The organism is Leptospira weilii serovar Ranarum str. ICFT (genome assembly GCF_000332415.1).
GTDB classification, from domain to species: domain Bacteria; phylum Spirochaetota; class Leptospiria; order Leptospirales; family Leptospiraceae; genus Leptospira; species Leptospira weilii_A.
Genome location: NZ_AOHC02000041.1, coordinates 311300 through 330455, shown reverse-complemented (window position 1 = coordinate 330455; position 19156 = coordinate 311300). Strand labels below are relative to the sequence as shown.

The window sequence follows — 19156 nt, the reverse complement described above, 5'->3', positions numbered from 1 at the left end:
CCTATTTTTATTTATTATAAAATTTTACGCCGGACTTACAGATATGAGAATGCCAAAACAGATTGAATCGGAACAATCCAATGTAATCGGGAACAATAGAAAATGAAAATCTTGTTCAGAATGATGATAATGATCTCGATGGCCGCTCAGATGGATTGTGCCACAATCCTAATGCTTGAAGAAGCCCAAATTTTACCCACACCCGTTTGGTCCATGGCAAGATACGCAGATAAAACCATCTCTCAGCAACTGTCTAAAAATCGTAGCGCCTTGGATCCTCCTCTCTGGATTTATCCAGGGATACGACTCTACTGGATGACTGGTATAGATAAGAATTTTCCTTTTAGTATTATTGATCTTCCTTTGTCCTTCTTAGCGGATACGATCCTACTTCCTATTACAATTCCGTTGACGGCATATTACTATTCGAGAGTCCCCGAGGCCTGGGAATCAGGTCTTCTAATCGGAAGTATCGAGAACAACGATCTATCCGGGGTTCGCCGTTGTATTGAGACTAGCGCTGCAATTGTAAATTCTACATTCATTGGTCCGTCTCCATTGTATTTTGCTATTAAGAAAGAGAATGTTGAAATCGTGAGGTTACTCTTAGAGAAAGGCGCCGATGTACATTTCCAAAACAACGCTGTCTATGATAAATCTTTATTATATTTTGCTATTGAGAAAGAGAATGTTGAAATCGTTGAGCTTCTTTTAGAGAAAGGCGCCGATGCAAATGCGAAGAGTTGCGATCTTTTTCGTCGTTGTAATTATCTATTCTTCAACGTGATAAAACATTATTCTAATCTTCCGCCAAAAAATGATAGAAGACTCAAAATTATTAGGTTGCTCTTAGAAAAGGGAAGAGTCGATGTCAATTCTACTTTGGCGGAAGACGGGAGTAGTCCTCTACACTACGCAGTAGAGAATAAACACAACATTGAAATTGTAAAACAATTAGTAGAACACGGCGCCAATGTAAACGGTAAGAATGTTTATCAGCAGACTCCACTGTATGATGCAGGCTCGAAAAAAATTGCGCAGTATCTTTTGCAACAAGGCGCAGACCCAACCGTAAAAAACGGCTCTGGGGAAACTCCTCTGGAACATGCAAAATATTTAATGAACTTGGACAGAAAAAATAATTATGATGCGCTCAGGTTTCTTGAAGACGCTCCATAGTTGCCGGAGGTAGTACGGATATTTTTAGCAAATTCATTTTTAAAAGGTTTTCGCCTTCTACTCATCCCTACACCTAATGTTTATCACAAAGTGTAGTTCGTCATCTGTATCGATGCCCAGAGGCTATTTTGATTCTTTTAAATTGTGTCGGCTTACAACACAGTTGTTCATCTTCAAAACAATTGGTCACCGGATAAAAACGAACCGACTCATACAGATGGTCTTCATAACCATTTTCTAAATCTAAAGTTTTATTTTTGAATTTCCAATCTTTTGAATCAAGGGAAGTGGATTTTAATGCCTCGCCGCATGCTGTAAATTTTTGGCTGCAAGTTTCTTCCGATACCCGAATTATTTCGGAATCGGAAGAACTATAATCCTCAGCTGCCTAGGAATGAGTTGGCAGATAATCCATATATCGATAAAAACCTTCGACTCCTATGGCAGTACAACGTCGGATCATTCCCCAAAGTTCAAACTTTTCCACGTAAAATTCCGGATACTCTCCACAATGACCGTCATTAATCACTTTTCCGGTTTTTCTTCCAAAAACTTTAAAATTACTCAATAAAAAAATATCATAATTCAATTTTTCTAATAGAGAATTTTTTCCCTCGGGATGTACCATTTCAAAAGGGCCGTTTTCCGATTTTGAAATCTCCAAAACAGAACTCTGCATATTTTGCAAAATATAAACGATCCAAAGAGTTTTCGGAAACGGAATCTATATTGACTTCGTTTCCAAATTTGATTTCTTAGTTTGATTCTATTTTATCAAAGATCCAAAAATTGCGAATAGAAATGTCGATAGTTGATAAGATAGAACGGAACGTATCATGTTGATCTCAAATAGCTAAAAAACCTTTCATAAAATAAATTTCATTTTATGGCAACACCGAACTATGATTTCATGATAAATTACTGAGAATTGCATAATAGGTGCTTTTATTACTCGGATGGATGAAAATATTTGTTTCCAAAAAAATTAAAAAGTGTGGTTTCCTTCATAAAGCTCTGAATTCCATGATAGGTGCAATTTTTGAGAACTTCTATAGCTTCGCAAAATCGTCCATTCATTTTGGGTACGGTTAGTAAATGACGATTAGTCTACAAATTTAATAATCTATTACACAGATCTTAGTAACATTCAACGTTATTCTCTCTTGTGAGATTAATACTTTTAATATTACCTTCTTATCAAATATAAAAGTTATCGTTCGATTTTTTTAAATTTTACAAAGACCTTTTTATTTTAAACTACAACACAGATTAACTCGAAGAATTTTTACTTTCAATTTTAAATAGGGAATTACAATTAAGCCGCCCAATAAGCAGGTGTTCCTTGGACTTAAAGAAAATACAAAAACGTTTGGACGAACTGGAACAAGAAATCGTATCTCTCAAAAAAGAAATCCTCACGCATACGATCGGCAAAACGGAATCGAATACAACTTCCGAAACGTTATCCGAACTTCCAGCCATCGAATCCGCCGCGCCGATTCAAAAATCCAGAAGTCCCGAATGGGAACTTTTTTGGGGAGGAAATCTTTTAGGCAAATTCGGATTGGTTTCGATCCTACTGGCAAGCGTATGGCTCGTCAAATTCGCATTTGACAATCGATGGGTGAACGAGTCCGGTCGAATTCTGATCGGATTGTCGATCGGCTTCGGAGTTTGTTTTGCGGGACTCGGATTGGCTAAAAAGAATTATCGGATTTTGCCGGAGTCGGTTTTAGGAACCGGATTTTCAATCGTCTACTTGAGTTTGTTCGGCGCGTATTATTATTACGATTTATTTTCGCTCTCGGAAACTTTTTTGTATCTCGTTTTGTTAGGCGTATTCTCTTCCGGTTTGGCTTATTGGATCCGTAAAGAAATCCTGTATATCTTCGCGTTAGTCGGCTCGGTATTATCTCCCGTTCTGATTTCCCAAGGGGAAAATTCCTATCAATTCCTATTCAGTTATTTAATTTTTTTGAATATACTACTATTCTTAATTTCTAGAAAAGTATCCTGGATCGTATCCTCTTATCTATTATTGATCGCCAACTTCGTATTGTATTATCTCTGGGAGATAGAGAACGCAAAACGAAGCGGATTTTTGATTCCCTTCCTATTTATCAATACGACGTATTTGTTGTTTGTTTACGGAAAAGTTTTTTTCTTTCCGAAACTTTCGCAAAGGGACGAAAATTTTGGCGCCGTGTTTCCCAAGTGGAATTGGATTTTTTATCCCGTCTTTTTAGTTTTAAATTCCTTATGTTTCGGATATACGGGGTACTTACAACTACGGGAATCCTATCCCGATTTAAGTCCGCATTTTATGTTGTTCGGAGCCGTACTTTTTTCGTTATGGATTCTTCTCAGTCGAAAAAAAGCGGAAGTTTTTTCCGCATCGGAACGCGCAATTTTTGAAACGATCCATTTATATCTTCTCTTGGGGTTTACGTTCGCCGCGCTTTTGGACTTTTCGGAAGGAAACTGGCTCACGTTTTCTTGGATCACCTTCGCCGGTGTCGTTTCTCTACTGAGTTCAAACTCCGGAAACGTACAAATTCGCATTCTTTCGATAGGCTTCTGGGTTGCGGCCTTGTTCAGGTTGTATATTTTCAATTCAATGGACGACGTAAACCGATGGTTCTTATTCAACGAAAGATTCGCGTTGTATTTTCTCGCGTCCGTATTTCTTTTCGGAACTTATTACATTCAAAAAAACAAGAACTTTTCGGAGTTCGATCGGGGATTTATTTATATGGGAATTTTTACTCTTATTTTAGGCACTTTGACGGACGTTTACCACGCCGTTCACAACGAACATTACAGAAATTTAGGATATTCTTATGTTCTTGCCTTTTATGCCTCCGTGTTTCTTTTTGCGGGATTCAAATATTCCTTCAAATCCCTTAGAATCGCGGGCGCTCTCGTGTCCGTGATATTGGTTGGAAAATTATATTTTTATGATATATGGACGATGAGTAAGATCGTGAGAATCATCGCGGGTTTTACCCTCGGTCTCGGTTTTATTCTTATCAGCGTTTATTATCAAAAGTTTAAGGAAAAACTCTCAAACTACCAAAATTCATCCGGTTTACTTTTACTTTTCCTCGCAATTTTAGTTTCGTCCGCCGTTTCTTCTTTGGAAGCCGAAACGATCAATACGAAAGGTTATCGGTATTATAAAGAAATTCAAATTCCGAAAATTATCCACAAGGCCGGGAGCGGCGCGGAGGATAACGTATATTACGGAAAAATAAAATTGGACGAGGACATCGTCAGACATTCCGGGATCAACGACAGAAGGATCGTTCATAACGGACGTGTGATCCCGTTTATTTCGCAGAACACTCTCGAAAGTTCCAAGGACGCCGGAGAGGCCGGAGTGAAACTTCTTTTCGAAGATAACAACGAAAACGATAGAATCTATGTATTAAAACTTCCTAAAATACCCGTCAAAACCGGATACTCTTCGATTATCGTTCAAGGCCCAGGAGAATACGAGGTGAAAGGAAAAGTTTATCTGGGAAAAAATCCGGAAGATTGGAGATTCCATTCGGAGTTCACGGTCTACAGTTATTCCGGAGGAGACGTTTCGAATCAAATTCGATTCGAAACGCAACAAAACGAAACTTACGTTCGGATCGAAACCGATTCCGATGTCCGTTTAACGTTTCTCAAAACGACTTACAAACCGATTGTAGAAAGGGCGGAATTCAAAAGAGTTTTGGAAAAAACCGATTTGGAATTCGGTTTTAACTCCGATACGAGATCGAGCGTTTTCTATTTCAGAAATCCCATGAAAATTCCGATTCATAGGGCGTTCCTGTTCATCAAGGAAAAGAAATTCGAACGTAAGGTGAACGTATTTTTTAAAAATTCCTCCAAGGAATTCGAACTGCTCGGAGACGGTATCATATTCAATCAATCGAATGGATCCTCGGATACGAATTTGGTTTTCTCGAAACCGATTTCTTCCGAACTTAAATTGGAAATTTTCGACGGAGACGACGATCCGTTGACTTTGGAAAAGGCGGAAATTTTTATCCTTCAAGAGGAAATCGTTTTTCCATTACGTTTGGAAACGGATCAAGACATTCAGGATTTGAAAATCTTTTATGGAAATCCTTACGCGCAACCCGCCGAGTTCGATTTCGAAAAAACATTTTCGGAATCCGCATTTCAAAACGAAGCCGTCGTCAAAGAAGAACACGAAAATGAAAATTTCGGCTATTCCATCGGAGAACCTCCCGTTTCCACTTGGATCCTTCGTGTATTCTTTTTTCTAGGATTAACAATTTTGGTCGTTGCGACGATTCGAGTCTTTCGTTCTAAAACTTCCGTTGAATCCGAAAATCCTTCTTAAAAAAATACATTCCCATTACCTAATATACAATCGGAAAAATTTATGATACCGATTCTTTCGATACAATATAAGAATCCGACACACGCTTTCTAATTTAAAAAATCATCGAGCCGCATAATCCTGAACTTTGTACAAAATCGTAAGCCTCGCCAAAATCAGAATCAAGTTGATCAAGAACAAAATCAAAAACGGCCGATCGACGATTTCCTCGTCCTCGGCTTTGATCAAAAGATAAAGAGGAATCGCAAACGTAAAAAGGCGGATCGTATTGATGTACTCGGACCAGAAATGATAGTGATTGGCGATCGCGATCATCAAGATCACCAAAGAAAAACCGACCTTATAAAAAGTTCCTTTCTTCCAAGATCCCGTAAAAGGAATCCAAAACATCGTCAAAAATTGAAGTACAAGGGGAAACTTGGAAAAGGATCGAACGATCTGTTTGATTCCCCCTCCGCTCGTAAAACTCGCGCCCAACTCCATTAGATATTTATAAATTCCTTCGAACGGAATTATAAAAACCGCAAGTCTTGTCGGAGTCCAATTCGGCAAAGTATATTTGAGATAAATCTGCCAGAGGACGGGAACCAGCAGAGTGGAACCTACGATCAACATTTTCTTAATGTCTTTTTTGGAAAGAGCCGCAAGTCCCAAAGAGAAAAGGTAGAATAACGCGGGTTCTTTCGTAACCAAAGCGAGACCGGAAAGAAGATAAAAGGAAACGTAGTTTTCCTTCTCGTAAAAATAAATCGCAAGAACGATCAACGACACCATGATCGTATCGCTTACTAAAACGGAATAACTCGCCAATGCAAACGGAGAAATCAGATACAAAATCGCCCAGTGCGATTTTTCCTTTAACAGTACGCGAAGGGCCAAATAAGAAAGATAAAGCAAGGAAATGCTCAAGACATACATCCCCGCAACGTTTCCCCATTTACCGAAAATTCCCCAGATAGAAATCAATAACGGATAACCGATCCGAGGCGCTCTGTATGTGGCGTCGAATCCTTCCGGCCACTTCAGACTGAAATTGGAAATCGATCTGGAATAATAGTAAAAAATCTGGCCGTCGTAACCGGCGCCTAAATCCCCTTCTTTTCCCTTAAAGGCGATCACCCCGCTCGGAGTTTCCGCTTCGTTCTTTTTGATAAACTCCTCGCCGAAATTCACCATCGCAGAAGGGTTCCACTGATAACGGGACCACAGAGCCAGAGTCACAAAACCGTAAAGTGATAAAAGAACGATCAAACCTTTCATCGGAGAATCGACTTTTCGAAATAAAGATTCAATTTTTTGCATATTCTTAACCGCCGAAACCGAATTTTCTTCCTAATAATTTGAATGCGAATCGAATCGCTTGTTTTAAAACCCTTCGATTGAAGGAGGAGTTGGAAAACACATAATGAATTCCGATTTCCCGGATCGTTCCCCGATTTTTAGCGACGATCGAAAGCGCTTCCATATGAAAGTCAAACGCGACCGATTCCAGTTTTGACTCGGCGATCCAAGTAAACGCGTTCTTGGAATACTTTCTATATCCGGAAGTACAATCCCGCAATCGATAACCGAATACGTCGAACAAACCCGGTGAAATACAATAATTCATCACCTTTGCGGCGATAAAGGATATTAGCTTTCTGTAAAGTGGAACCCCGTCCGTCGTTATACGACTTCCGATCACGAGGTCCTCTTCCGTTTTGATGAATTCGGAAAGTCGATCGGGATCGTGGGAAAGCCCCGCGTCCATCGTCACGACCGAATCGTATTTTTTTTGAACGGCGAATTTCATTCCGTCCTGAATCCCGCCGGGAATATGCGTGTTCTTTTCGTGACGAATCGTGAATAGTTTTTTAGGATATTTGCGAATCAGCGTTTTTAAAATTTCCGGCGTTTTATCTTTGGAAGCGTCGTCGACAACAAGAACGTCCGAATACGCCAAAGCCCGTTCGACAACTTCGCGGATCGTTTCCTCCTCGTTGTAAGCGGGAATGACGACGAGGTTTTTCATTTTTTGACTTCGAACACGGATTTATCCGCTTCAATCCAGCGGATCAGTTTTTCCACGCCTTCTTTCGGTTTGAATTTAGGATTGAATCCGAATCCTTTCGCCTTGGCGATATCGCAGATAAAATAACGCATATCACCCGGTCTTTCCACGTCGAATACAATCTCCTGTTTTTTACCGAGGATATCTCCAATCATATGAATACATTCTAATAAAGAAATTTTATGATCCGGACCTCCGCCGATGTTAAAAACTCCCGGAGTCTGATGTTCGAACCATCGGAGATAACTTTCCGCTCCGTCGGCCGCGTAGAGAATATCGCGGGCTTGTTTACCGGTTCCGAAAATCCGCAAAGGCCAACCGAACACGGAACGAATCGCAAAGTTCGCGACCCAACCGTGATCCTCCCCGCCAAACTGGCGTTCGCCGTAAATTCCGGTAAAACGAAACGAAGCGGCTTTAATCTTATACATGTCCACATACGTTCGGACGTAATATTCCGCGCTCATCTTAGAAGCGTGAAGAGGAGAAATTTCTCCGACCATCACCGGCTGATCCTCTCCGATCGCGATCGGATTTCTTTCGTAGGAAGTGGCTCCTTCTTTGAGAGTGTCGTTGATCGAATTGCCGTATACGTGGATGGAACTCGTATTAACGACGGGAATGTTCCGTCTGCGTGCGACCTCAAGAACATTAAAGGTTCCTAATGCGTTTGTGGTAAAATCAAGTTCGGGGTCTTCCCAAGAAATGGTCATCGCGGGTTGTGCGGCGGTATGAACGATAAAATCGCAACCTTCCGTCCGATCCATAAGATGTTCGAGGTTTCGGATATCCCCTTTTACCGTCGTAACTCCCAGGGCTTTTAAAAAATTCCAGTTGTACTCGCGGGTGGCCTCGGTTCCGTATCCGGTTCTTTTCAATTCGTATTTGGTCATACTATCGTAGCTGATCACGTCCCAACCCTGTTTACGAAACGTTTCACAAACGTGAGAACCCAGAAATCCGCATCCGCCGGTCACTAAAACTTTTTTTGCCATATATATCCCTTTTCTAATATTCTATAATTACAAAATTCTAAATTAGTTGCCGAACCATTTTTTCTTCAGCATCAAACGGACGATCGAGAGAAATTCGCGGACCGTGTTCTTCGGGATGGATTCGATCGGACGATAATAGGAGATCGGAATTTCGATACAACGCATATAAGAACGAACGGTTTCCATCATCAGTTCGGGAATGATTCTCCGGTCATTCATCTCCAGATCGGGTTCGATTTTAGAGTAAGAATCCTTCCAGATCGCAAAGTAAGAACACATCGCATCCGTAAAACGCGGTTCCATTCCCCACCAAAAAACCTCAATGAGTTTTCCGAGGATCAAATTGACCACACGAACTCCGGGAAGAAGATTGGAACCTTGTTCGATCATCTGTCTAGTGGTTCTAGTACCGATCACCATATCGGAGTCTTTCAGATATTCCAAAAGTTTCGGATAATCCTTGGATCGGTACGATCCGTCGGGGGTAACGATCACTGCGATATCTCCGGACGCGGCCCGGATTCCTTCCCGAATCTGTTTTCCGAAATGATCCTCGTCTCCCGCGGTTTTACAGGAAAGAACTTTAGCTTTTTCTTTTTTAGAAATTTCTAATGTTTTATCCGAAGATCCGGCGTCGACCACTAAAATTTCATCCACCTTCCCCCGAAAATCAACGATCACGTCCGCGACGGATCTTTCGTTGTTTTTAGTGGGAACGATCAACGTCGTTTTAAAACGAGCAAATTCCTCGTTACGGATCTCGTAAACCGCGTGATGATAATCCTGCATGGAATTGATATTGAAGTATTCCACGTCGAGTTCCGTCGCAAACACCTTGCCGCTTTCCTTTGCCATCAGATCGATCACGTCCGTGATTTCGATCACGCCGCTTTTGAGAGAAGGAGAAGTTTTTTTAAAATATTCGAAATAGGCCGGAGTAAAAAGATAACTTCCCAAACCGAGAAGGTCGTTCGGAGGATCGGAAGGTTTTTCCACGAGTTCCAAGATCCGATCCCCTTTCAGTTCCACGGAATAATTCTTTCGGATTCTGGAAAGAAGGGTGGTCTTTTGAACGCCGATCGAAGCGATCAGTTTCGGGTGTTTTTGAAACGTTTGAATGAATTTTTTATGATCCGGATGAAAGTAAAACTCGTCCCCCAGGATCGTGATAAACGGAGAACGGATTTGTGGTTCCAAACTTGCGATATCACTCGCAAGACCTTTTGTGGTCCAAGGAGAAGGAATGATTTCCACGTTGTGGTGATTCTTCCGAATCCTTTCGATTTCGGAGACGACCATCTCTTTGAGATGACCGACGAGTACGTAGATTTTTTTTACGCGGAACGTGTTTTGCATCAGTTCGACGTTTCGTTCCAGGATCGTTTTTCCCTGAAACTCGAACAAAGGTTTAGGAATGTATGTCGACCGGGGGTAGGCCCGTGTTCCTTTACCGGCCGCGGCGATGACTCCTACTTCAATTTTTTCCACTGGGGGATACGCTATTTTTACAGGCCCGGGAATGTCAAAAACGATACGGGGATTCGTACGTTATAGGAAGCTTTTTTTAAGGCACAAGACTTTCCGTCGAAAGCGAATATGAGAACTTGAATATACGAACAGAGATTTCAAGAAGCTTGATTTCGAACTAAAGAGGCGCGGATTTTCAACAGATTGTTTTTGATTCTTCTCTTTTGATCGTCCGTCAAAAAAATTTCATTTCTTTCGGCCCTTTGGACGACCAAATCCGCCTTGGTTACGAATTCTACCGCCGCTTCGTCCAACGATTCCCGGTTCTTTTGCTTTTCCCGAAAAACGTTCAAAGCCTTTTGAACTTCCATCAATTCCTGGGTAACATTTTTGATTTCCAAATCCGGAGTAGCCATGTTTATCTACCTGCCAAACAAAAGTTCATAGAGTTTCTAAAAAGTGGATTTGAATTCTCTTCCATTTAGAATTAAGGCGCGATGTTTCATTTTCTGTACAGAAGAATTTTCCTTTTTCAAAAAGTTTCCCTGAGGTTTCGATTCGATTTCCGTTTTACAACCGCGAGGGATCGATGCGGGTTCAAGTGATTGCACCCAACTTTAAATTCTGAAATACCGTTCAAACCCAATAACTTGACCAAAGCGGAGAGCCCGACCTCGCAAATTGTGTCAAAAAAATAAAAACTAGACTACTTATGAGATTTTACGATTGATTCGTTGGCGGTTGACAAGGGGAAAATTTTCCAAAACATGTCTTTAATTAAAGACATGTTTATAGAGATGCAGGATGCAAAAACTCCAATGAAAAAAGAAGCAAGAATTTGTATTACATTAGATTTTATCCAATTCCATACTCTGAATCGTACAAAAGAATTGCTTTTTAATTTATCATGTTTTTGTATTATTTCCCAGGCACAGTTGATTGCATTGTAATAAGACTCTATACAACTTTCAGGACTTATACCCACATTCTGTAGTTCGCTTTTTCTTGCTTCTTGACCTTTTATAAGAAATTCATTATATAACCTTAAAAATTCAGATTCCGAGAGATTATAACTATATTTTGAAATTGAAAATTTTTTAAATTCATTATCTAAATGTTTCTTCATCTCTATCCAAAGCATTTTTGAAGCATCAATAGTACAGCGAACTAAATGATTATGTGCTTTCGTTAAATTATCTTTTCCGGTTTGTGATTTAGGATCTGATAAATAAACTACAAGATGAGCATTTATATTTTCATTTTCAATGAGTAGCTGAGTTGGCTTTACACCAACAAAAGAAGTAAGATCGGAATAAATTTTTACATATTTATCTTTGTAGAAATTTACAAAGTTTTTTACAGAAGGAGTGGTCGTCACAATAATCGAAATTACAAAAATTTATCTATGTCAGTGTTCAATTTTTCAATTTGAAAGACATTACCTCTCATCGGCGTAAGGTTACTCCCACTTTCTTTGACAATGGTCTTTGTAATATTTTTCTTTTTTACTATTACTTTCCAAGAAGTTAAAACTGAATTTGGTAAAGATTCTTGAGTTATTGCTTCAAAGATATGCCCATAATTGATAAGAGCCATATTTAGTATCCTTGCCTTTTTCCCAGGCTCGATTTGGATAAAAAGTAACAAATGTTGCTTTTTTGTCAATAGTGAAAAACAGATTTTTGCTATATTTATAATAAGTAAATATATGTTGTCGGAACCATTAACATATATTTACTTATTATTTATTAAAAAACCTAATGCGAAGGGCGCGGCAATAATTTTTTTTTCGGCTCAATCGTAAAGAACGTCGATGTATTTCTTCTTCGCTTCCAAATGTTCTTTGAGAGATTTTGCGAAGTAATGATAACCGTCCCCTTTTAAGAGGAAAAAAAGATGTTCGGTTTCTTTAGGATAAAATGCGGCTTCCAAGGCGGGAAAACCGGGATTGGAAATCGGTCCGGGAGGAAATCCCTTGTTCAAATACGTGTTATACGGAGAAACGATTTTAAGATCCTTCTCGAAAATCCTGCTGTGCGGTTTATCAAAAAGATATTGAATCGTAGCGCAGGATTCCAAGGGCATATCCCGTTTTAAACGGTTGTTAAAAACTCCCGCCATCAAAGGTCTTTCTTCGTTTCGTTTCGCCTCGCGTTCCACGACGGAGGCAAGTATTACAAATTTATGAAGTTCTAAAGGAGAAAGGTTTTTCGCCTTTTCGATTTTTGCGACTCGAACATAAAATCTTTTGATCATCATACGAACGATTTTATCGACCGGATAATGGAACGGAACGCTGTATGTTTCCGGAAAAAGATAACCTTCGGCGGAAGTCGAAGGAATTTTGAATTCTCTCAAAAGCTCCGGCTCACTCGCCGCGAGTAAGAAGTCCTGACGTCTGGAAATGATTTTTTTGGAAACGAGAAGATCGCCGATCTGACGATTGTTGTATCCTTCCGGAATCGTAAAGTTTACGAGTTTTACTTTTCCTTCCGTGATTACCTGAAGGATCTTTCTGGAATCCATTCCGTCGTTGATCTCGTAAAGCCCTTGTTTGATTTTCCCGGAGCTTCCCGTAAAACGAACCAGATAAAGAAAATATTTGGAGGACTTGATCATTCCGTGTGTGGAAAGGGTTTCGACGATCTTTCCGGAAGTATCCCCGGATTCGACGAGAAGATCCATCTTAGTTTGTCCGGAACCGACCGCACCTCCTTTGAGTTCGTCTACGACAAAAAATGCAGTGACGGCGATCAAAAGTAGAACTCCGATGAAAAGCCCGGAAAAAATCAAAAATTTCTTAATATTCATAAATTCATCTATTTCCTTCGACAGGTTTCAAAAGGCAGAATACGATTTCAGCTCTTTTCTGGAAGAAAATTTCTCGGGATCGGAAGCGGTTTCCACGTAACTCCGGCGATCCTTTCCCTAAAAAAACAACTGTAGTATCCTTCGTGACAGGCCGCAACCTCCTGCTCCACTTGATAGACCAAAAAAGATCGATCGGGCGGCGAGAGGATTTGAAGAATTTTTTGAGTATGTCCCGAAGTATCTCCCTTTTTCCAAAGTCGGTTTCTGGATCGACTGAAATAATGCGCGTATCCGGTTTTTAAAGTCAGCCCTTGGCTTTCCTCGTTTCCAAACGCCTGCATGAGAATTTGACCTTGGGGATCGATCGCAACGATGGGAATCATATCGTTTTTCGGGAGAATGAGGAGTTCCCGCATTTTTTCGAACATTAACGGCGAGAAGTCGGGATGCAAAAACAAAACCGTGTCCTCGTCGCAGTCCACTTCTTCTCGAAAACCTGGGGGAAGGCCGTTTCGATACCGAGGTAATTCTTCCTCGGAAATTCGAGTGAGGGACGAAATCGATCGAGTCGGTTCCTGAACTTCTAAGATCGTGATTTTGCGGGAACTCATACGGATCTGAAACTTTGAACGGAGATTTTACCGATTTGGTTTATACAAAGCCGGATCGACGAGATTCGGATTGGCAAAACAACTCAAGGAAAGGCCCTCGACCATATAACAAATCGCCTCGGCGGACACACATTTATGACCGTCGTCGTATCTCTGTCCGTTAACGATGAGTTCGATCTTTTGGCAGATCATTTTTTCCTTTACGATTTGATTCTCTTCTTGAGCTCGCAAGTTTGAAGAAAAAACCGCGATCCACAAAAAAGGAAAAATCAATTTAAGAAACATAGTGTACGAATTCAATTTCATAACGATTCTTTGGATACCTTTACTTTCAAATATTGGTTCTCGGAACGTTTCCATGTCAACCAAAGGATTCAGACCGATTTGGCTTTACGAATGTTCCGAATCCACAGATAACTCAGTGTTAATATCGGCAGAAAAAAAATTCCGATCCAGATCCAATTTACGAAAGCCTTCCCGGACAAATCCGGATCGGTCCAGGACGGTAAATAAGGAAGAACTTTTTCCGGAAAAAAGCCGGGTCTTTTTTGAGGGTTCGGTTCCATAACGTGATACAAAGAACTAGTATGATCGAACCAATACTTTCCGATCCAGATTTGATAAACGACATAAAGGAAAAGAATTTTCCAAGCTATTATTTTAGAAAGGGAACCGAACATTTTCCAACCCGCGAGAAAGGGAAGGAAGAATAAAGCCGCGGCGCCCCACTGAAATCTACCGGGAAGAGAAAGGCAACCGTAAGAGCAAGGATGTCCCGCGTTCAAACCGAGTTGCAAAATCAAAACGAATAAAAGAAGGATTCCGATTTGTTTTAAATTTTTCTCACGAATGAGAAAAAGAAATCCGACGATTCCCGGAATCCAAATCAAAGGATTTTGAAAAAAGAGTCCTTGGTTCCGATCCATAAAAAGACCGAGAAAAACAGTGATCCAATGCGAAAAATTCGGATCCAGCGTCGGCGGAGAATTTGTTCTTCCGTAAGGACCGAGGATCGAATCGAACCAAAAAAAGTTACAAATCAAAAAACAGAAAATGAATAAGATCGGAATTCCGACTAGAATCGTTTTGGATCGTAGATTCCGTTCTTTTTTGATCATAATTCCGAAAAGAATCGGAATTACGATCGGAAGATTTTTAGCGTGCAACCAGGTCAAACATCCGATCGCGGTTCCACATGCAAAAAACAGAATATTCCGTTTTTTGAACGATAATTTCGTTTCCAAAGAAAGCAGGATCGTAAAAACGCCGGTTAAAAAAACGCCGGTCGGTAAGTCCGGAAATATTTGTCCCGCGGCCATGGGAAACGGAAGACCGATCGAATAAAAAACGGCGATCAAAGCGGCTTCCTTCCTCGAAAGACGAAGGATTCTACCCATTCGATAGAATAAAAAAGGAAGAAGTCCCGCCAAAAGCGCCAGACTGATTCGAGCGCCCGTGATTCCGAAAAATGAATATCCGATTAACGTAATATACGAAGTACCGATCGAATGAATGCTGTGATATTTACCGTTCCTTACGACCGTATGATTTTCCACGTCTACGGGACCGATGATTTTTTGTGTGATCCGATCTTCTTCGTAGTTATTCTTAAGATCGAAATCCCCGTCTTTTCGAATACTTTCCGCGATCATCAGGTAATGGGGTTCGTCGCCGGTGATCGGAATTTTCTTTTTTTTCTCCCAGCTTAGAACGGTTCCGACGTAATAGAAAACCGGCAAACAGAGAACGAAAACGAGAAGAATTTTTCGCATCCTTGAAAGAATCTTTTTTTCTATCGGATTGTCAATCAGGATGCAACTTTTTGAATTTAAGGAAATTTCTTAAAGATTCTTTGATTGGGCGCCTACTTTTTATATTTCCGGTTTACAGAATGCGCGGGATTTTTATTTTTGAGGCTCCATGAATCCAAGTACGGTCCGACTGAATTTCAAATTGAATCTGATTCGTCATCTTCGGGACGGCAAACGATTGACCCTGGAAGAACTTTCCGGCATAACCGGAATAGGCAATCAAAAGGATTTGAAGGAGCAATTGGGAGAACTTTTTTTCATAGGAGCCACTCCTCACGTCGCCGATTTGATTCAAGTCGATTACGATTCGCAAACCGATACAGTCGGTTTGATTTTGCCGTTTCGTTTCGATTCGAGTTTACGTTTGAGCATTCGAGAATGGTTGGTTCTCCGAAAAATTCTGGAAGAGATTGTCGAAACCGGCGCCGATCCAAAGACAAATTCAATCGCTCGAAAGATTCTTGAGAAGATCGTTTCGATCGTTCCGGTGGCCGGACAGGACGCACTTTCGACTTACAAAGCCGATATTCAGGAGGCGATTCGGGGCGGAAAATCAGTGATCCTTGAATACCAATCCAGAACCGAGGAGAAATTTTCTCGGAGAAAAGTGGACCCTTGGTTTTTATTTCATTCATTAGAAGATTATTTATTAGGATATTGTCATGAACGAAAAGCTCCCCGCAATTTTCGCCTGGACAATATTCTTTCCTTGGAAATAGGCGCCGATCCGATCTCGCAATCGGCCGGTCAAAAAAAATCGGAATACATTCGCGAGTTCGAAGAGTTTCGTAAAAATCGGGAAAATTCGTCCGGAGTCGCCGAAATCTGGCATACAAAGGAAGTGTTTTATAATCTCGATCGAAAACTCGGTTTGAAAAGAACGGCTGAAACAAAAACGCTGGATAACGTCGTTTATCATTTATCCGAGGCGAAAATCCGGGAGGAAAGCTGGTTTTTAGAGACGATCCTTCCATTCGGAAAAAACGTGATCCTCAAAAATCCTCCACACTTAGTAAAACGGATTTTCGGCGAAATAGAATCGATCCTTCGCTAAAAAACGACACGGACATCCTCTTTCGCTAAAACATTAAAAAAACATGAAATTTGAATGTATTCAAAATACTCCTATATTAAAATTCAGGAGCGCGGCATCAAACTCGATCAGGGGACTTTTTTTTGTTATCTCCCGCTAAGATCAATCTCGGATTGGAAATTCCGTTCCGACGTCCGGACGGGTTTCACGAAATTCGGAGCGTATTTTTAAAAATCTCCTGGGGGGACGATATCCAGATCGAACCCGCAAACAACGGAGTTTTCGAACTTTTTTCGGAAAACGAAATCATATTAGAAAAACGTAAATTATACGATCAGGTTTCGGAGATCGGAGATATCAAAAAGAATATTCTTTATAAAACCTTTACAAAGGCCAGATCTCTTTTTCCGGAACTTCCCGGAGTCAAAATCCATCTTACAAAACGAATCTCTCCGGCGGGAGGACTCGGCGGAGGAAGTACAAACGCGGCCTCTCTTTTGAATTTTCTTTTTTCTTTGCGTCCTTTTTTTACATCCGACGAAATGCGCGCGCTCGCCGCCGAAATCGGATCGGACGTTCCTTTTTTTCTGGGCGAAGGACATGCGTTTGTCACAGGAAAAGGAGAAATTTCGGAAGAGATCGAAGTACATCCCGGTCAGGGAATTCTCGCCTTAACTCCGCAGGTGATGAACACGGCGGAAATGTACTCCTTGTTGAAAAAACCTTTACAAGAGAGCGCTTCTCGGAAAAATGGAAACACGCTGTCGGAAGATCTGATGTCTGTTCTAAAAAACGGGGATTGGAGCGAACTACAGGGTAGGCTCTTGAATGATTTTGAACCGGTTGCCTTCCAACTTCATCCGGAATTGGGAGTTCTTAAGGATAGATTCCTGGAGTTTGGATCCAGTTATTGTTCGTTGACCGGTTCGGGTTCGAGTATGTACGGACTGGTTCAGGGTCTTGAGATCCAAGAAGAACTGCTGCACAGGCTGAGGCAGGAATTCTCAAATCTCACATTCGTACGATTTAATTTTTAGAAACTGGGCTGTCGCCAAGTGGTAAGGCAGCGGTTTTTGGTATCGCCATTTCCTAGGTTCGAATCCTAGCAGCCCAGCCATTGAATTACTAACATTGATTGATGATGAAACCTAATCAGGATAAGGTCGCTGTGGTATTGGCCGCAGGGAAGGGCACCCGTATGAAAACGGATCAGCCTAAGGTTGCGGTAGAGCTAAATGGCAAACCGCTACTTCTCCACGTACTCGATCACCTGAAAACATCCGGCGTGGAACGGATCGTAGTCGTAGTAGGTTACAAAAAAGAATTGGTTCAATCCCTTTGTTCCGGAATTTCCGGAGTTTCCTTTGCGGAACAAAAAGAACAACTGGGAACCGCTCACGCACTCCTCTGCGCAGAACCCGGACTCAAAAACTTTCAAGGTTCCGTAATCGTTGCTTGCGGCGACGTTCCCATGATCACTTCCGAAACTTTTGCCGACATCGTAAAAGAACATAAAGAAAATGAATTTTCCGCGACGATACTTTCCGCTGTTGTCGAAAAACCGACCGGTTATGGAAGAATCATACGCAACACATCCGGCGATGTTACGGCTATCGTGGAAGAAAAGGATTCGTCCGCCGAAGAAAAAACGATCCGCGAAATCAACACGGGAACTTACGTATTCGACGGGGACGGTCTTTTTGAGTCTTTGAGAATGATCGGAAATTCCAATGCGCAGGGAGAATATTATCTTCCCGACTTAGTGAAATTATATAGAAACTCCGGAAAAAAACTCGGAGCCATGAAACTGAAAAACCACCTCGAAAGTCACGGAGTAAATTCTCCCGAGGACCTACAGATGCTCTCCGCTTTGATCAAGGGGGAGGCAGTCCATCCATGAACGGAGACATCGCGGTATTTGCGGGCAGTTCCAACAAACAAATCGCCGAGGAAATCTGCACTCATCTTAACATCCAACCCGGCAAGATGAACTTAAAGAAATTCTCCGACGGAGAAATTTCGGTTAAGATCGAAGACAACGTTCGAGGAAGAGAAGTTTTTATCGTTCAATCCACTTCCGCTCCGGCTAACGATCATTTGATGGAACTGATCCTGATCATGGACGCGTTCCGCAGAGCTTCCGTATCCAGCATCAGCGTCGTAATTCCTTACTACGGTTACGGACGTCAGGATAGAAAGGTGGAGCCTCGTGTTCCTATTTCCGCGAGAATCGTAGCGGATCTTCTGGAAGTTGTGGGTCTCGACAGAATTCTTACGATGGATTTACACGCGGATCAGATTCAGGGATTCTTTCGTGTTCCGGTGGATAATCTTCACTTTGCTCCCGTTTTAGCGGAATACGTCAATACGAAAAACATCGACGACCTTGTGATCGTTTCTCCCGACTCGGGCGGGGCGGAAAGAGCGAGGGCTTTCGGTAAAAAAGTAAATGGTTCATTAGCAATCATTGATAAACGAAGACCGAAGGCGAACGTCTCCGAAGTGATGAACGTGATCGGCGAAATCGAAGGTAAGAATTGTATCCTTCTCGACGACATGATCGACACCGCCGGAACGATTTGTAAGGCCGCGGACGCTCTTTTGAAACACGGGGCCAAGTCGGTTTATTGCGCGGCGACCCACGGAGTTCTTTCCGGAGAAGCGGTGGATAAAATCAACGCGACCGACTTCGCCGAGGTCGTTCTCGCCAATACGATCGCGATTCCCGAATCCAAAAAGATTCATAAATTGAAATCATTGTCCGTAGCCCCTCTGTTCGCAAACGCGATCAAAAGGATTCATACAAATCAATCAGTCAGCACTTTATTCGATTAAGGTT

At 41.4% G+C, this 19156-nt stretch carries 17 protein-coding genes, 1 tRNA gene and 1 pseudogene; 7 read left to right on the top strand and 12 right to left on the bottom strand.

Annotated elements, in window-relative coordinates:
* Positions 1-102 precede the first annotated feature (102 nt).
* Positions 103-1179 (top strand): ankyrin repeat domain-containing protein, encoded by a 1077-nt coding sequence (locus LEP1GSC060_RS14765; RefSeq protein WP_003006144.1) that lies wholly within the window; start codon positions 103-105, stop codon positions 1177-1179.
* Positions 1180-1279: 100 nt separating this feature from the next.
* On the opposite strand, the pseudogene LEP1GSC060_RS14760 reads toward LEP1GSC060_RS14765, so the two are convergent.
* Positions 1280-1931, bottom strand: a pseudogene (locus LEP1GSC060_RS14760) (hypothetical protein).
* Between the two features lie 590 nt (positions 1932-2521).
* Between LEP1GSC060_RS14760 and LEP1GSC060_RS14755 the strand changes: the two are divergent.
* Positions 2522-5539, top strand: a complete 3018-nt coding sequence (locus LEP1GSC060_RS14755; protein ID WP_003006583.1) for a DUF2339 domain-containing protein — start codon at positions 2522-2524, stop codon at positions 5537-5539.
* A gap of 102 nt (positions 5540-5641) precedes the next feature.
* Here the strand turns inward: LEP1GSC060_RS14755 and LEP1GSC060_RS14750 are convergent, their stop codons facing one another.
* The 11 genes from LEP1GSC060_RS14750 to LEP1GSC060_RS14700 form a co-directional block, all read right to left on the bottom strand.
* Positions 5642-6841: an AZOBR_p60025 family cell surface glycopolymer formation protein gene (locus LEP1GSC060_RS14750; protein WP_003006337.1), complete on the bottom strand. Its 1200-nt coding sequence runs from the start codon at positions 6839-6841 to the stop codon at positions 5642-5644.
* A 4-nt stretch (positions 6842-6845) separates the two neighbouring features.
* The gene (locus tag LEP1GSC060_RS14745) at positions 6846-7550 is read right to left on the bottom strand and encodes a glycosyltransferase family 2 protein (RefSeq protein WP_003006090.1); all 705 of its coding nucleotides are present in this window, start codon (positions 7548-7550) and stop codon (positions 6846-6848) included.
* Positions 7547-8584: an NAD-dependent epimerase/dehydratase family protein gene (locus tag LEP1GSC060_RS14740; protein WP_003006680.1), complete on the bottom strand. Its 1038-nt coding sequence runs from the start codon at positions 8582-8584 to the stop codon at positions 7547-7549. The genes LEP1GSC060_RS14745 and LEP1GSC060_RS14740 overlap by 4 nt, the downstream gene beginning before the upstream one ends.
* Before the next feature lie 42 nt (positions 8585-8626).
* Positions 8627-10072, bottom strand: coding sequence for a sugar phosphate nucleotidyltransferase (locus tag LEP1GSC060_RS14735; RefSeq protein ID WP_080634584.1), 1446 nt, complete (start codon positions 10070-10072; stop codon positions 8627-8629).
* 137 nt (positions 10073-10209) lie between these two features.
* Positions 10210-10467, bottom strand: coding sequence for a hypothetical protein (locus tag LEP1GSC060_RS14730; protein WP_003005925.1), 258 nt, complete (start codon positions 10465-10467; stop codon positions 10210-10212).
* A 290-nt stretch (positions 10468-10757) separates the two neighbouring features.
* Positions 10758-11429 (bottom strand): hypothetical protein, encoded by a 672-nt coding sequence (locus LEP1GSC060_RS14725; protein ID WP_003006395.1) that lies wholly within the window; start codon positions 11427-11429, stop codon positions 10758-10760.
* An 11-nt stretch (positions 11430-11440) separates the two neighbouring features.
* Positions 11441-11647, bottom strand: coding sequence for a hypothetical protein (locus LEP1GSC060_RS14720; RefSeq protein ID WP_036096652.1), 207 nt, complete (start codon positions 11645-11647; stop codon positions 11441-11443).
* Positions 11648-11845: 198 nt separating this feature from the next.
* Positions 11846-12862: an endolytic transglycosylase MltG gene (gene mltG / locus LEP1GSC060_RS14715; protein WP_003006225.1), complete on the bottom strand. Its 1017-nt coding sequence runs from the start codon at positions 12860-12862 to the stop codon at positions 11846-11848.
* A gap of 47 nt (positions 12863-12909) precedes the next feature.
* Positions 12910-13473 (bottom strand): phosphoribosyl-AMP cyclohydrolase, encoded by a 564-nt coding sequence (locus LEP1GSC060_RS14710; RefSeq protein WP_003006571.1) that lies wholly within the window; start codon positions 13471-13473, stop codon positions 12910-12912.
* A 27-nt stretch (positions 13474-13500) separates the two neighbouring features.
* Positions 13501-13779, bottom strand: coding sequence for a hypothetical protein (locus tag LEP1GSC060_RS14705; RefSeq protein ID WP_051061445.1), 279 nt, complete (start codon positions 13777-13779; stop codon positions 13501-13503).
* 68 nt (positions 13780-13847) lie between these two features.
* Positions 13848-15245 (bottom strand): hypothetical protein, encoded by a 1398-nt coding sequence (locus LEP1GSC060_RS14700; RefSeq protein ID WP_003006389.1) that lies wholly within the window; start codon positions 15243-15245, stop codon positions 13848-13850.
* 148 nt (positions 15246-15393) lie between these two features.
* Here LEP1GSC060_RS14700 and LEP1GSC060_RS14695 point away from each other — a divergent pair, with 148 nt between their 5' ends.
* From LEP1GSC060_RS14695 to LEP1GSC060_RS14675, 5 genes are all read left to right on the top strand, one after another.
* On the top strand, positions 15394-16338 hold the full coding sequence (locus LEP1GSC060_RS14695; RefSeq protein WP_003006466.1) for a helix-turn-helix transcriptional regulator: 945 nt from the start codon (positions 15394-15396) through the stop codon (positions 16336-16338).
* 122 nt (positions 16339-16460) lie between these two features.
* The gene (locus LEP1GSC060_RS14690) at positions 16461-17354 is read left to right on the top strand and encodes a 4-(cytidine 5'-diphospho)-2-C-methyl-D-erythritol kinase (protein ID WP_003006186.1); all 894 of its coding nucleotides are present in this window, start codon (positions 16461-16463) and stop codon (positions 17352-17354) included.
* Positions 17355-17358: 4 nt separating this feature from the next.
* A tRNA-Gln gene (locus tag LEP1GSC060_RS14685) sits at positions 17359-17434 on the top strand.
* 24 nt (positions 17435-17458) lie between these two features.
* Positions 17459-18217: a sugar phosphate nucleotidyltransferase gene (locus tag LEP1GSC060_RS14680; RefSeq protein WP_080634587.1), complete on the top strand. Its 759-nt coding sequence runs from the start codon at positions 17459-17461 to the stop codon at positions 18215-18217.
* Complete coding sequence (locus tag LEP1GSC060_RS14675) at positions 18214-19152, top strand: ribose-phosphate diphosphokinase (protein WP_003006227.1); 939 nt, start codon at positions 18214-18216, stop codon at positions 19150-19152. Before LEP1GSC060_RS14680 ends, LEP1GSC060_RS14675 begins: the two co-directional genes overlap by 4 nt.
* Positions 19153-19156 lie beyond the last annotated feature (4 nt).

Excerpts from the sequence above, each read along its gene's own strand:
- LEP1GSC060_RS14765 (WP_003006144.1), top strand. The coding sequence starts at position 103 with ATGAAAATCTTGTTCAGAATGATGATAATGATCTCGATGGCCGCTCAG.
- LEP1GSC060_RS14750 (WP_003006337.1), bottom strand. The coding sequence starts at position 6,841 with ATGCAAAAAATTGAATCTTTATTTCGAAAAGTCGATTCTCCGATGAAA.
- LEP1GSC060_RS14745 (WP_003006090.1), bottom strand. The coding sequence starts at position 7,550 with ATGAAAAACCTCGTCGTCATTCCCGCTTACAACGAGGAGGAAACGATC.
- LEP1GSC060_RS14740 (WP_003006680.1), bottom strand. The coding sequence starts at position 8,584 with ATGGCAAAAAAAGTTTTAGTGACCGGCGGATGCGGATTTCTGGGTTCT.
- LEP1GSC060_RS14730 (WP_003005925.1), bottom strand. The coding sequence starts at position 10,467 with ATGGCTACTCCGGATTTGGAAATCAAAAATGTTACCCAGGAATTGATG.
- LEP1GSC060_RS14720 (WP_036096652.1), bottom strand. The coding sequence starts at position 11,647 with ATGGCTCTTATCAATTATGGGCATATCTTTGAAGCAATAACTCAAGAA.
- mltG (WP_003006225.1), bottom strand. The coding sequence starts at position 12,862 with ATGAATATTAAGAAATTTTTGATTTTTTCCGGGCTTTTCATCGGAGTT.
- LEP1GSC060_RS14710 (WP_003006571.1), bottom strand. The coding sequence starts at position 13,473 with ATGAGTTCCCGCAAAATCACGATCTTAGAAGTTCAGGAACCGACTCGA.
- LEP1GSC060_RS14705 (WP_051061445.1), bottom strand. The coding sequence starts at position 13,779 with ATGAAATTGAATTCGTACACTATGTTTCTTAAATTGATTTTTCCTTTT.
- LEP1GSC060_RS14700 (WP_003006389.1), bottom strand. The coding sequence starts at position 15,245 with ATGCGAAAAATTCTTCTCGTTTTCGTTCTCTGTTTGCCGGTTTTCTAT.
- LEP1GSC060_RS14695 (WP_003006466.1), top strand. The coding sequence starts at position 15,394 with ATGAATCCAAGTACGGTCCGACTGAATTTCAAATTGAATCTGATTCGT.
- LEP1GSC060_RS14680 (WP_080634587.1), top strand. The coding sequence starts at position 17,459 with ATGAAACCTAATCAGGATAAGGTCGCTGTGGTATTGGCCGCAGGGAAG.
- LEP1GSC060_RS14675 (WP_003006227.1), top strand. The coding sequence starts at position 18,214 with ATGAACGGAGACATCGCGGTATTTGCGGGCAGTTCCAACAAACAAATC.